A 12,025-nucleotide genomic window follows, 5' to 3' on the forward strand; every position below is an offset into this window, starting at 1 on the left:
CCGCAGCGGCCGCTTCGCAATACTGACAAGGACACACCATGGCAATCCCGCTTCTCGATCCCGACGCACCTGATTTCATGCGGCGCTACGTGAACCTCGCCGACCCGCGTCTCGGTGCGCAGGCGCTCGAGGCCAGCGACGATTTCTTCGCGCCGAAGGAGCGCATGCTGAACCCCGAGCCGGCGGTGTTCATCCCCGGCAAGTACGACGACCACGGCAAGTGGATGGACGGCTGGGAAACGCGCCGCAAGCGCACCACCGGCTACGACTGGTGCATCGTCAAGCTCGCGCGCCCGGGCGTGATCAAGGGCTTCGACATCGACACGAGCCACTTCACCGGCAACTTCCCGCCGGCCGCGTCGATCGAGGCCGCGCACGTGGCCGACGGCGCGCCGACGCAGGCGACCGAGTGGGTCGAGGTCGTGCCCGCGACGACGCTGCAGGGCAACAGCCACCACTACGTCGAGGCGAGCGATGCGCGCGCGTTCACGCACCTGCGCGTGAACATCTACCCGGACGGCGGCATCGCGCGCCTGCGCGTGTACGGCCAGCCGCAGCTCGACTGGGCCGGCGCGAGCGCGACCGAGCTGTTCGATCTCGCCGCGACGGAAAACGGCGGCTACGTGGTCGCCGCGAACAACCAGCACTTCGGCCTCGCGTCGAACCTGCTGCTGCCGGGCCGCGGCGTGAACATGGGCGACGGCTGGGAAACCCGCCGCCGCCGCGAGCCGGGCAACGACTGGGCGATCATCGCGCTCGCGCAGCCGGGCGTGATCCGCAAGATCGAAGTCGACACCGCGTTCTTCAAGGGCAACTATCCGGACCGCTGCTCGATCCAGGCCGCGTACGTAACGGGCGGCACCGACAGCTCGCTGGTCACGCAGTCGATGTTCTGGCCGGTGCTGCTCGGCGAGCAGAAGCTGCAGATGGACAAGCAGCACTCTTTCGAGCATGAGATCGCGTCGCTTGGGCCCGTCACGCACGTGCGCCTGAACATCATTCCGGACGGCGGCGTGTCGCGCCTGCGCCTCTTCGGGACGCTCGACAAATGAAGACGCTCATCATCGAACCGCTGACCCGGGAAGCGTTCGCGCCGTTCGGCGACGTGATCGAGACGGAGGGCGCGAAGCAGATTCCGATCAACCTCGGCACGACGATCCGCTTTCACGATCTTGCGAAGGTCGATGTCGACGACGAAGGCGGCCGCACGCTCGTCAACCTGTTTCGCGGCCAGCCGCGCACGCTGCCGTTCGAGGTGAAGATGCTCGAGCGGCACCCGCTCGGCAGCCAGGCGTTCGTGCCGCTGAACGACAAGCCGTATCTCGTCGTCGTCGCGCCCGCGGGCGAGCTCGACCCGGCGCGGATCCGCGCGTTCGTGACGAGCGGCTGGCAGGGCGTCAACTATGCGAAGGGCGTGTGGCATCATCCGCTGATCGCGCTCGGCGACGTCAGCGATTTCATCGTCGTCGATCGCGGCGGGGATGGGCTGAACCTCAACGAGCAGGACCTCCAGGAATCGCTGTGGCTGACCGAAGATGCGCTCGAGGCGGTGATGGTCTGAGCGCCGTTGCCGTAGCAGCGATCGTCGAACCAGCCCGCGCGACACGCGCGGGTTTTTTTATGTCGGTGCGCTTGGGGATCGCGGTGTGGGTGGTGGTCGGCATTCGTGCGCAACACTGCGAGGCAGTGCGGCGCACGGCCACGAACCGACACGCAGGGCAGTACGTGTGGCTCGATCGCGCCGATGCGCATGCGATCGTCGCGACGCGTTGGCGCGTGAAGTACGGTTGCCGGCCCGGTGCCGGTGCGTCGATCTGAAAGCGAACGTGCAGCCTTGCTGAGCATGAAGTGGACGGGGCGTCGTCGTTCGAAGCGATCGTCGCGTTTCGTCGAAGCCGACGCGATGACCGTCGCGGCTGGCTGGTGTTCGTGTCGCCGTCCGGCGATTCGCACAGCGCCGTTTCGCCGTCCCGTCGCAAATCTTCGGGCTGCAATCGTGATGGGCGTGCAGCTGGAACGAGCGTTCCGGGTCCATTCATGATGCCGACCAGGAAGCCCGCCGCGAGACGGCGGCCGTGCGACGCAACCGGCCCGTGTTTTTCCGCGCCGCATGAATCGCGCTGAGCGCGCATTCCGATCGCGCCGCGTCGCATTCTCTACGCATCGTTCACAGCAGGGCGCAGCTGTACCGTGACGACGGTCACGCATCACGATCACATCTTCCTGCCGTTCGACGACCTCCCATGAATCTACTGCTCGTGCTGCAGCGTGAAGCGATGCGCGGCTGGCGCGACGGCCGTACCTTCGCGCCTTCGCACGTGCCAAAAAAAGCGGGCCCGTTTCCGGGCCCGCATCCACCAACGTATCGCACCGGCGATCACACGCCGGCTCACAGCGCCTCACTTCACCGCGCCACCCTCGAACCACGCGGCGAGCTTCGTGCGCTCGTCGTCGGTCATGTGCGTGACGTTGCCGATCGGCATCGCCTTCAGGCGCACGGCCTGTTCGTAGATGCGCTGCGCGTTCTTCGACACTTCGTCCGGCGTGTCGAACATCACGCCGGCGGGCGCGCTGCCCATCAGCGTCGGCTTCGACGAGTGGCACTCGACGCAGCGCTGCTGCAGGATCGGCATGATGTCGTTGATCACGACCTTCGGTGCGTTCGCGGCCTGGGCTTCCGGCGCGACGGGCTTCGGCATCGTCCACACCAGCGCGCCCGACAGCAGTGCGACGCCGCCGATCGGCAAGTACCACAGCTGCTTGCCGCGGTGACGCATCACGAAGAACTGGCGGATCAGCGCGCCGGCCAGCATGATCAGCACGAGCACGACCCAGTTGAACTTGTTCGTATACGTCATCGCATAGTGGTTCGACAGCATCGCGAACACGACGGGCAGCGTGAAGTACGTGTTGTGCACCGAGCGCTGCTTGCCGCGCTTGCCGTAGATCGGGTTCGGCTCCTCGCCCTTGAGCATCTTGTCGACCATCTTGCGCTGGCCGGGGATGATCACGAAGAACACGTTCGCCGACATGATCGTCGCGAGCATCGCGCCGACGATCAGGTACGCGGCACGGCCCGCGAAGATGTGGCACGCGAGGTACGCGGCGGCGACGACGTAGATGCCGACGCAGATGCCGAGCACGCGGTCGTTGGTGCCGAGGATGCGGCACAGCGAGTCGTAGACGATCCAGCCGGCCGCGAGGAAGCCGAGCGCGGACGCGACGGCGACCACCGGGCCCATGTCGAGCACGCTCTTGTCGATCAGGTACGTGTTCGGCGCGAGCAGGTACAGCACGAAGAACAGCGAGAAGCCCGACAGCCAGGTCGTGTACGACGGCCACTTCGACCAGTGCAGGTCATCCGGCATTTCCGGCGGGGCGACCGTGTATTTCTGCATGTTGTAGAAACCGCCGCCGTGGACGTGCCACAGCTCGCCGAACACACCGCGCTTGCGCTGGTTCGGGTCGGTCGGCGGCTTCAGGCTGTTGTCGAGCGCGACGAAATAGAACGACTCGCCGATCCACGCAATGGCGACGATGACGTGCAGCCATCGCAGCGCGAGGTTCAGCCAGTCGGTGATGAAGCCTTCCATGAAACTCCTCCAGACTCGGATCGTTGTCTTGTTGCGGGCGGCCGATACGGTGTCAGCTGCCGCGATAGGTGCTGTACGACCACGGCGACACGAGCAGCGGCACGTGGTAGTGCGCGCCCGGGTCGGCGATGCCGAAACGCAGCACGACGCGATCGACGAAACGGGGTTCGGGCACCTTCACGCCGAGCGACGCGAAGTAGTCGCCGGCATGGAACACCAGCTCGTATTCGCCGGCGGCGAGCGCGGCGCCTTCGAGCAGCGGCGCGTCACAGCGGCCGTCGCTATTGGTCAGCACGGTCTTGATCGCGCGGCGCGATTCGCCGTCCAGCGCGTAGAGGTCCACCTTGAGCGCGGCGCCGGGACGACCGTGCGCCGTATCGAGTACGTGGGTAGTGAGCTTTCCCATTCGTTGTGTCCTTGTGTGAATGCGTGGTTCGGCGGCGACCCGATCCATTGACCGTGCGGCGGATCGAGGCTCCACGTCACGTGGCTACATACCCGTCGACGAGATTGAAGCGAGCGCCGTGCAGGCATTGTAAGAACGTTCCCCATGCAAATACGGGCGCGATATCAAAGATAATGCGCCGCGCATGAACGGCTGTCGACGGCGCGAAATCCACTCGACCAACGCCGTCCCGACGCCGTTCCCGCCCGTGGCCGGACGCCTCCGCGCACCGGCTGCGCGCGTACCATATCGGAACTGTGAACTCGGGTATTCGGGATCGCGCATTGTGTGCCGCACGCGCATGCGCGATCCTCCCGCCGTGCGCGTCGGCTCCGGCCGGCGCGCACCCCGAAGACGGCGAGCACGCCGGGTAACCGGGCCATGGCGTTCGAACGGACGCAGGCACCGGGCGTGCCGCGAATCAGCGTTCGAACGGCTTTGTGACCGCCCACAGGAACCGCCCTGGGGCAGACCGACGCGGAGAACGCATGAACCTCGAGCAGCACTCCGGCGCGCCCGCGCCCGCCCGCGCGCCGCACGATTCCCCATTCCGCCCGAAGACCCTGCTGGTCAAGCACGCCGACGTGCTGGTGACCATGGACGACGCGCGCCGTGAGCTGCGCGACGCGGGGCTCTACATCGCAGGCAACCGGATCGTCGCGGTTGGCCCGAGCGCCGAACTGCCCGACACGGCCGACGAGGTGCTCGACCTGCGCGGGCACGTCGTGATCCCGGGGCTCGTGAACACGCACCACCACATGTACCAGAGCCTGACGCGCGCGATTCCGGCCGCGCAGAACGCCGAGCTGTTCGGCTGGCTCACGAACCTGTACCGGATCTGGGCGCACCTGACGCCTGAGATGATCGAAGTGTCGACGCTGACCGCGATGGCCGAGCTGCTGCAGTCCGGCTGCACGACGTCGAGCGATCATCTGTACATCTATCCGAACGGCAGCCGGCTCGACGACAGCATCGCGGCCGCGCAGCGGATCGGCATGCGCTTTCACGCAAGCCGCGGCGCGATGAGCGTCGGCCAGCGCGACGGCGGCCTGCCGCCCGATTCGGTCGTCGAGCGCGAGCCGGACATCCTGCGCGACGCGCAACGGCTGATCGAGACCTACCACGACGCAGGGCGCTACGCGATGCTGCGCGTGGTCGTCGCGCCGTGCTCGCCGTTCTCGGTGAGCCGCGAGCTGATGCGCGACGCCGCCGTGCTCGCGCGCGAGCATGGGGTGTCGCTGCACACGCACCTTGCGGAAAACGTCAACGACATCGCGTACAGCCGCGAGAAGTTCGGGATGACGCCGGCCGAATACGCGGAGGATCTCGGCTGGGTCGGGCACGACGTGTGGCATGCGCACTGCGTGCAGCTCGACGATGCCGGCATCGGCCTGTTCGCACGCACGGGCACGGGCGTCGCGCACTGTCCTTGCTCGAACATGCGGCTCGCGTCGGGCATCGCGCCGGTGAAGAAGATGCGGCTTGCGGGCGTGCCGGTCGGGCTCGGGGTCGACGGCTCGGCGTCCAACGACGGCGCGCAGATGGTCGCGGAAGTGCGCCAGGCGCTGCTGCTGCAGCGCGTCGGCTTCGGGCCGGATGCGATGACCGCGCGCGAGGCGCTCGAAATCGCGACGCTGGGCGGCGCGAAGGTGCTGAACCGCGACGACATCGGCGCATTGAAGCCCGGCATGGCGGCCGACTTCGCCGCGTTCGACCTGCGCCAGCCGCTGTTCGCGGGCGCGCTGCACGATCCGGTCGCGGCGCTGGTGTTCTGCGCGCCGTCGCAGGCGGCGTATACGGTCGTGAACGGCAAGGTCGTCGTGCGCGAAGGACGCCTTGCGACGCTCGACCTGCCGCCCGTCATCGCGCGCCACAACGCGCTCGCGCAGGCGCTCGTCGACGCGTCGCGCTGACGCCGCGGCTAGCCGCCGCCACGCGCCGTCATGGTGCGCGGCGGTGGCCGGCGGCAGCACGCGCGTGCCGTTATGCCTCGATCAGCGTGCGGGTGGCCTCGGCGACGAGGCCGCGCAGCCAGCGCACTTCGTCGGAGTAATGGCAGCGTTCGTGCCAGAGCTGGTAATACTGCATCGGCGGGAAGTCGAGCGGCGCCGGCACGACCGACAGCGGCAGGAACTTCGCGTAGTGATCGGCGAACAGCCGCGTCGTCGTGAAGATCAGGTCGGACTTCACGAGCACGTACGGCGCGAGGTTGAAGTAAGGCAGCGTGACGACCACGTGGCGCTTCAGCCGCTCGCGCGCGAGGTGCACGTCGATCGCGCCGCGCTGGCCGACCGAGTAGGGCGTCGGCGCGAGGTGCGGCGCGTTCAGGTACTGGTCGAGCGTGAGGCCGCCGCGCTTCGCGAACGGATGCGTGTTGCTCATCAGGCAGACGATCTCGTCGACGAACAGGTTCGACAGGTGCAGCTGCTCCGGCGGCTCCGGCCAGTTGCCGACCACGATGTCGAGCTTGCCGTCCTCGAGCGCGAGCTCGTAGTCGAACGCGGGGCCGAGCGAGTGGAACTCGAGCGTCGCGTTCGGCGCGGCCTGGCGGAAGCGCTCGACGACGGTCGGCACGAACAGCACGTTCAGGTAGTCGGGGCAGCCGATCCGGTAGCAGCGGATCGACGTCGCCGGATCGAAGCTGTGCTGCTGGAACTTGATCCGCTCGATCTCGCGCAGCGCGTTCTGCACGGGCTCCAGCAGGCGCAGCCCGTATTCGGTCGGCACCATGCCGGACTTGCCGCGCACGAGCAGCGGGTCGCCGGTGATGTCGCGCAGGCGCCGCAGCGCCGCGCTGATCGCCGGTTGCGACTGGTTCAGTTTGACGGCCGCGCGCGTGACGCTGCGCTCCATCAACAGGGTGTGCAAGACGCGCAAGAGGTACGTGTCGATCGCCTCGCGTTGCTGACTCATGATTTCTCCGTTTATATGCCCGGGCTGATCGAGAGGTGGATGGGGTATATGGTTTTTAATATGAACGAAAAAGAGCGTCAAGCGATGGATACCCGCACGGGGCCGCCGGCACGGCAGCGACCGCGGCGGGCGCGGGGCGCATGAAGGGTGCGCGGATGCGCGGGGCGCGCATCCGGGGGGCATGAGGCGTGACGCGGCGCTCGCGCGTCAGTCGTCGATGCGCAGGCCGACTTTCAGCGTCACCTGCCAGTGAATCACCTGGTTGCCTTCGATGTGGCCGCGCGTCTCGGTCACCTGGAACCAGTGCAGGTTATGCAGCGTCGACGCGGCTTTCGCGATGGCGTTGCGGATCGCATCGTCGCTCGACTCCCGCGACGAGCCGGTCAGTTCGATCAGCTTATAAATGTGGTCGCTCATGATGCGCTCCCTGTCGTGTCGGGTTCCGCCGCGGGCGCAGCGCACAAGCGCAGCCACGTGCGGAATGCGTCCGGCTTCTTGAGTGATAGGTATGATGGGCGGCAAGTTCAACCCATATCGGAGACGAGGCATCGTGGAAGTCGGATTTTGCGGACCGGGATTGATGGGCGCGCCGATGATTCGGCATCTGCTGGCGGCGGGTCACCGCGTCGGCGTGTGGAATCGCACGCGCGCGAAATCGGAGGCGCTCGCGGCCGACGGCGCGCAGGTCGTCGACACGCCGCGCGCGCTGGCGGAGCAGGTCGAAACGGTGCTGCTGTGCGTGCTGGACGCGCGCGCGGTCGGCGACGTCGTGTTCGGCCCGGACGGCCTGCTGTCCGGCGACTCGGCGGCGCGCCGCGTGCGGCGCATCGTCGACCACTCGAGCATTCCGCCCGGCGTGACGCGCGATTATGCGAAGCGCGCGGCGGACCTCGGCGTCGGCTGGGTCGACGCGCCGGTGTCGGGCGGCGTGCCCGGCGCGCAGGCCGGCACGCTCGCAGTGATGGCGGGCGGCCGCGCGGAGGATCTCGATGCGGTGCGGCCGCTGATCGATGCGTACGCCGCGCGCATCACGCACATGGGCGACGCGGGCGCGGGCCAGACCGCGAAGCTGTGCAACCAGGCGATCGTCACCGCGACCGTCACCGCGATCGCAGAGGCGGTGGGTCTCGCGCAGGCGAGCGGCATCGACGCCGCGCGCCTCGCGCAAGCGCTTGCCGGCGGCTGGGCGGATTCGGTGCTGCTGCAGACGTTCGTGCCGCGCATGACCTCGGGCGGACACACTCCGATCGGCGCGCTCGGCACGTTTCAGAAGGACGTCGACACGATTGCCGATGCGGCGCGCGACACGGGCGCGGTGATGCCGGTGTCGGCCACCGTCCAGCAGGTGCTGAGGCTCGGCGCGGCGATGGGGCTCGCCGATGCGGACTTCGCCGCGTTCATCGATATCGTCAGGCCGGGGAACCGGCGCCGGCAGGCGTGACGGCAACGCATGAATGGCGGATGGGCCGCCCGGAGGCGGCCCATCGAAAACCGGCGTTGAATCAGCCGAGCGAGCGGGGCGTCGTGTCCCCGGCGTTCTGTCGACCGAGTCCGCTGCGCAGGCTCGCTTTCGCGCCTGCACCAAATTCGGGCAGGATGCGCGCACGGGCGCGGCTCGCGAACACGAGGAAGCCGAAGCCGTTGGACTCGTACCAGTAGCCGCCGTTTTCGAGGCCGTCGAGCGGCTGTTCGAGCGCGTTGGCGATCGATTCGATGCAGCGCTTGCGCAGTTCGGCGATCGCCGGGTATGGCGGCTGCGCGCCGCGCACGCTGCACAGGAGCACGTCCAGGCCGGGAAGCACATGCGCGTACAGCACCGGTTCGTCCTGCGCGCGGGCGCGCGCGATCTTGGTGTCGAGCTGGGCGAACGGTTTCGAGTGGCGCAATACCGCGAGGAACGATTCCTGGCCATCCTGCTGCGCGCGTCGACGTTTCTTCGGGAAGGACATAAACACTCGCCTCAAAAACAATTGCAAGAAATGCGGCATTTTCATGCGACCCACTCCCGGCTATGTACGCCGCATGTCGATCCTTTATAGCACACGAAAATGCTGCGCTCGTGCAGTGCGACGATCGATGTCTCCCGTCGACCTGCTCGCCACCGACACAGTCAGCGCTTGGCGCCTGTACTGTCGTTTAGTCTCCATCATAGACCCGGTTTCCCGGCGCGTGCATCCGCTCGTCACAAAAAAATGCGAGGCGCCGGCGTGGCGTCCCGCATGGCGCGCGGCAACAAAAAGGCCCGCACACGGCGGGCCTGGCTGACGACGGCGGCCAGTTGCTCAGCGCTGCTTGAGCGAATCGCGGATCTCGCGCAGCAGCACGATGTCTTCCGGCGTCGCGGCCGGCGCGGCTTCCGCGGGCTTGCGCAGCTTGTTGATGAATTTCACCATCAGGAAAATGATGAACGCGAGGATGATGAAGTTGATCAGCACGGTGATGAACGAACCGTAGCCGAACGCCGCGACGCCCGCGGCCTGCAGGTCCTTGAACGAATCGGGATTACCCTTGAACGACGGCGGGATCGTGCCGAGCAGTACGAATTTGTTCGAGAAATCCAGGCCGCCCGTCAGGACGCCGATGACCGGCATGATCAGGTCCTTCACGATCGAGTCGACGATCTTCGAGAACGCGCCGCCGATGATCACGCCGACGGCGAGATCCATCACGTTGCCCTTGACGGCGAACTCCTTGAATTCCTTGATGATGCTCATGAGCGGCTTTCTCCTGGTTGGGGCAAGGGAAGGCGTGCCGTGACGCGTTGCGTCGAATTCAGGGTCGGTGGCACGCCGATGGCCGCATGATAGCGAACGTGCCCCATTGCCGATAGCCCATCTTGAAATGATTGACAAATCGGTGCCGCGAGCGGGTTCCGGCGTTGCGGAGCCCGCTCGCGCGGGACGCCGGCGCGCGATGCGGCAGCGCCCCGGGTCGTGACGATCAGGTGTCCGTCCAGCCGTCGTCGTTGCTGCCGAGATCGACGTTGCTGCTGTTGCCGCTGCTGCCGTCGTCCCAGTTCGTATCGTCGCCGCGGCCGAGGTCGAAGCCCGGATCGGCTTCGCGCCGGCGGTGCTCGTCGTCGACGATCACCTCGCGTTCGATTACGCGGTCGCGGCCGCCGGACATCGCCTGGCCGAGCAGCACGCCGGTCAGGAGTCCGCCCATGCCGCCGCCGAAGCCGCCGCCACCTTGCTGGATCACGACGGGCGGTTGCTGCTGCGGTGGATACTGCGGCGGATATTGCGGTGGGTAAGGGGGCGGAACCTGCTGCGGCGGGTACGGCTGGCCCTGCGCGCCGCTCAGGCGGTCCGCTTCCTGCGCGAACACCGAGCCGCTGCCGCCGGCCGGCGCGCTCGCCGGCGCGGCCGGATCGGGCCGGCCTTCGACGCGCGCCTTCACGCTCGCGTGGCGTTTCTCGAGCTCGTCGACGCGGTACGACGGCACCGGGTTCTTGCCGTTCGACAGCGCCTCGACGAGTTCGCGCGCGTCGGTCTCGATCCCCTCGAGCTCGCTCGTCAGCGCGGCGGCGCCGGGCGCCGTCGACAGGCGCGCGTCGAGCTTGAGCGGGCGGATGCCGTTGAGCACGTCGGTTGCGCGCTTCAATTGCGCGCGGCGTTCGTCGTCGGCGCGCGTGTCGCCGGCCGAGCGCGCGCGCCGCAGCGTCCAGCGCAGCACCAGCGCGATCACCGCGACGATCAGGCCAAGGCCGATCCACATGCCGGCCGACGGCCCGTGCTTTTCCGCGGGCGCGAGCGACGACTGAAGCGTACCGCTCCGGGCGCTTGCCGACGGCGCGTTGCTCATGGACGGCGCGTTGCTCACGCGGCCGGCGTCCGCGCGGATGCGCGCTTCCGTCTGCGCGAAGCGCGACGGATCGGTGAACCGCAACTGCGGATCGAGCGTCTTCGCACGTTGCAGCTGCGCGAGCGCGTCGGACGCACGGCCTTCGCGATCGAGCACCTGTGCATACAGGTAGTGCGCGTGCGCGTTGTTCGGATGCGCGTCGATGACTTGCGACAGCTGCGTGTCGGCGCGCTGCCAGTCGCGCTGCGCGATCGACTGTTCGACCTGCTGCAGCGACGGTACCGCGAACGCGGCGGACGACAACGTCAGCAGCGCGAAGCCGAGAGCGGCGAGGGATTTCTTCATGATCGAACCGGGCGCGCGCGCCCGTCTCCTTGGGATCGATGCGCGCCGCGCCGGCACCCCGGGCGGCGCGCGCCGTTACTGCGCGGGCGTATCGAGCTGCTTCTTCAGCGCAGCGAGTCGATCCTCGACCGACGGGCCCTTGTTCAGCGCGGCGAGCTTGTCGTCGAGCGCCTTGCCGCTCGACGTGTCGGCCGAATTGAGGCGGGCGTCCGAACGCGCGTTCTGCAGCGCGACCTTGTCCTCGAGCTTCTGGAAATCTTCCGACAGGTTCTTGCCGCCGATCCCGCCGAGCGCGGTGGCCGCGACGTCCTTCGCCTGCGCGATTTCCTGCTTCGCCTGCAGGATGTTCGAGCGGGCGTTCAGGTCGTTGCGGCGCTGGCGCATCTCGGCGATCTGCCCCTTCAGCCTGTCGACCGACGGCTCGAGCGTCGCGAGTTCGGCGGCGAGCGCATCGCGCTCCGCCTCGGCGTTCGCCTGCGCGCCGAGCGCTTCGCGCGCGAGCGACTCGTCGCCCGACTGCAGCGCGCGCCTGGCGCCGTCCTCGTACTTCTTCACCTTGTCGTCGGCCGCATCGCGCTTGCTGCGCTGGGTCGCGACCTGCGCCTCGATCTCGATCAGCGAGTTCTCGGCGCGGCCGATGCTGTCGTCGAGCTCTCGCACGATCTGCCGTGCGTCGCGCGACGGGTCCTGCACCGAGTCGGCCGCGTCGTTCAGCAAGCCCTTGAGCGTGCGCGAAATAGAGTCGAAAAGCGACATGAAATCCTCCGTGTGTGAAAGGCGCCGCATCGTAGCGGCGTGGCCCTCGGCGGTGCCGGTTCCGGCCCGCGATTGCCGGCGGATATTACACCACCGGATCACTTAAATACGGCTTAAACGTGCAAGTTCAAGCGATGCGAATTCCGGGCCGGAAAACCGCGCGCCGAGT

13 protein-coding genes are annotated in these 12,025 nt (G+C 67.7%); 5 read left to right on the forward strand and 8 right to left on the reverse strand.

Annotated elements, in window-relative coordinates:
• Positions 1 to 38: 38 nt before the first annotated feature.
• The 3 genes from alc to WJ35_RS02225 are packed head-to-tail and all read left to right on the forward strand — an operon-like array spanning position 39 to position 1,818.
• Complete coding sequence (gene alc / locus WJ35_RS02215; protein ID WP_060235004.1) at positions 39 to 1,052, forward strand: allantoicase; 1,014 nt, start codon at positions 39 to 41, stop codon at positions 1,050 to 1,052.
• On the forward strand, positions 1,049 to 1,561 hold the full coding sequence (locus WJ35_RS02220; RefSeq protein WP_069238669.1) for an ureidoglycolate lyase: 513 nt from the start codon (positions 1,049 to 1,051) through the stop codon (positions 1,559 to 1,561). Before alc ends, WJ35_RS02220 begins: the two co-directional genes overlap by 4 nt.
• Positions 1,562 to 1,620: 59 nt before the next feature.
• On the forward strand, positions 1,621 to 1,818 hold the full coding sequence (locus WJ35_RS02225; RefSeq protein ID WP_069238670.1) for a hypothetical protein: 198 nt from the start codon (positions 1,621 to 1,623) through the stop codon (positions 1,816 to 1,818).
• A gap of 581 nt (positions 1,819 to 2,399) precedes the next feature.
• Here WJ35_RS02225 and WJ35_RS02230 read toward each other — a convergent pair.
• Positions 2,400 to 3,593, reverse strand: coding sequence for a urate hydroxylase PuuD (locus WJ35_RS02230; protein ID WP_069238671.1), 1,194 nt, complete (start codon positions 3,591 to 3,593; stop codon positions 2,400 to 2,402).
• Between the two features lie 52 nt (positions 3,594 to 3,645).
• Positions 3,646 to 3,999 (reverse strand): hydroxyisourate hydrolase, encoded by a 354-nt coding sequence (gene uraH / locus WJ35_RS02235; RefSeq protein ID WP_060235000.1) that lies wholly within the window; start codon positions 3,997 to 3,999, stop codon positions 3,646 to 3,648.
• 527 nt (positions 4,000 to 4,526) lie between these two features.
• Here uraH and WJ35_RS02240 point away from each other — a divergent pair.
• The gene (locus WJ35_RS02240; protein WP_069238672.1) at positions 4,527 to 5,951 is read left to right on the forward strand and encodes an 8-oxoguanine deaminase; all 1,425 of its coding nucleotides are present in this window, start codon (positions 4,527 to 4,529) and stop codon (positions 5,949 to 5,951) included.
• Positions 5,952 to 6,021: 70 nt separating this feature from the next.
• Here the strand turns inward: WJ35_RS02240 and WJ35_RS02245 are convergent, their stop codons facing one another.
• A complete protein-coding gene (locus tag WJ35_RS02245) occupies positions 6,022 to 6,951 on the reverse strand; it encodes a LysR substrate-binding domain-containing protein (RefSeq protein WP_010092110.1) in 930 nt (309 codons plus the stop codon).
• Positions 6,952 to 7,158: 207 nt separating this feature from the next.
• Entirely contained in the window at positions 7,159 to 7,368 is a 210-nt protein-coding gene (locus WJ35_RS02250; protein ID WP_010092111.1) for a dodecin, read from the reverse strand.
• Positions 7,369 to 7,459: 91 nt separating this feature from the next.
• Here WJ35_RS02250 and WJ35_RS02255 point away from each other — a divergent pair, with 91 nt between their 5' ends.
• A complete protein-coding gene (locus WJ35_RS02255) occupies positions 7,460 to 8,392 on the forward strand; it encodes an NAD(P)-dependent oxidoreductase (protein WP_196222083.1) in 933 nt (310 codons plus the stop codon).
• Between the two features lie 61 nt (positions 8,393 to 8,453).
• Here the strand turns inward: WJ35_RS02255 and WJ35_RS02260 are convergent, their stop codons facing one another.
• The 4 genes from WJ35_RS02260 to WJ35_RS02275 form a co-directional block, all read right to left on the reverse strand.
• Positions 8,454 to 8,900: a hypothetical protein gene (locus tag WJ35_RS02260; RefSeq protein ID WP_010092113.1), complete on the reverse strand. Its 447-nt coding sequence runs from the start codon at positions 8,898 to 8,900 to the stop codon at positions 8,454 to 8,456.
• Positions 8,901 to 9,233: 333 nt separating this feature from the next.
• Entirely contained in the window at positions 9,234 to 9,665 is a 432-nt protein-coding gene (gene mscL / locus WJ35_RS02265) for a large conductance mechanosensitive channel protein MscL (RefSeq protein ID WP_010092114.1), read from the reverse strand.
• 226 nt (positions 9,666 to 9,891) lie between these two features.
• A complete protein-coding gene (locus WJ35_RS02270; RefSeq protein WP_060234997.1) occupies positions 9,892 to 11,100 on the reverse strand; it encodes a tetratricopeptide repeat protein in 1,209 nt (402 codons plus the stop codon).
• A gap of 75 nt (positions 11,101 to 11,175) precedes the next feature.
• The gene (locus WJ35_RS02275; RefSeq protein WP_010092117.1) at positions 11,176 to 11,856 is read right to left on the reverse strand and encodes a PspA/IM30 family protein; all 681 of its coding nucleotides are present in this window, start codon (positions 11,854 to 11,856) and stop codon (positions 11,176 to 11,178) included.
• Positions 11,857 to 12,025: the final 169 nt, after the last annotated feature.

The organism is Burkholderia ubonensis (assembly GCF_001718695.1).
Lineage (GTDB): Bacteria > Pseudomonadota > Gammaproteobacteria > Burkholderiales > Burkholderiaceae > Burkholderia > Burkholderia ubonensis_B.

Bases quoted from the DNA above. Each gene is read 5' to 3' on its own strand.
- WJ35_RS02240 (WP_069238672.1), top strand. From the start codon at position 4,527: ATGAACCTCGAGCAGCACTCCGGCGCGCCCGCGCCCGCCCGCGCGCCG.
- WJ35_RS02260 (WP_010092113.1), bottom strand. From the start codon at position 8,900: ATGTCCTTCCCGAAGAAACGTCGACGCGCGCAGCAGGATGGCCAGGAA.
- WJ35_RS02270 (WP_060234997.1), bottom strand. From the start codon at position 11,100: ATGAAGAAATCCCTCGCCGCTCTCGGCTTCGCGCTGCTGACGTTGTCG.
- WJ35_RS02275 (WP_010092117.1), bottom strand. From the start codon at position 11,856: ATGTCGCTTTTCGACTCTATTTCGCGCACGCTCAAGGGCTTGCTGAAC.
- mscL (WP_010092114.1), bottom strand. From the start codon at position 9,665: ATGAGCATCATCAAGGAATTCAAGGAGTTCGCCGTCAAGGGCAACGTG.
- alc (WP_060235004.1), top strand. From the start codon at position 39: ATGGCAATCCCGCTTCTCGATCCCGACGCACCTGATTTCATGCGGCGC.
- WJ35_RS02250 (WP_010092111.1), bottom strand. From the start codon at position 7,368: ATGAGCGACCACATTTATAAGCTGATCGAACTGACCGGCTCGTCGCGG.
- WJ35_RS02255 (WP_196222083.1), top strand. From the start codon at position 7,460: ATGATGGGCGGCAAGTTCAACCCATATCGGAGACGAGGCATCGTGGAA.
- WJ35_RS02245 (WP_010092110.1), bottom strand. From the start codon at position 6,951: ATGAGTCAGCAACGCGAGGCGATCGACACGTACCTCTTGCGCGTCTTG.
- uraH (WP_060235000.1), bottom strand. From the start codon at position 3,999: ATGGGAAAGCTCACTACCCACGTACTCGATACGGCGCACGGTCGTCCC.
- WJ35_RS02220 (WP_069238669.1), top strand. From the start codon at position 1,049: ATGAAGACGCTCATCATCGAACCGCTGACCCGGGAAGCGTTCGCGCCG.
- WJ35_RS02230 (WP_069238671.1), bottom strand. From the start codon at position 3,593: ATGGAAGGCTTCATCACCGACTGGCTGAACCTCGCGCTGCGATGGCTG.
- WJ35_RS02225 (WP_069238670.1), top strand. From the start codon at position 1,621: ATGTCGGTGCGCTTGGGGATCGCGGTGTGGGTGGTGGTCGGCATTCGT.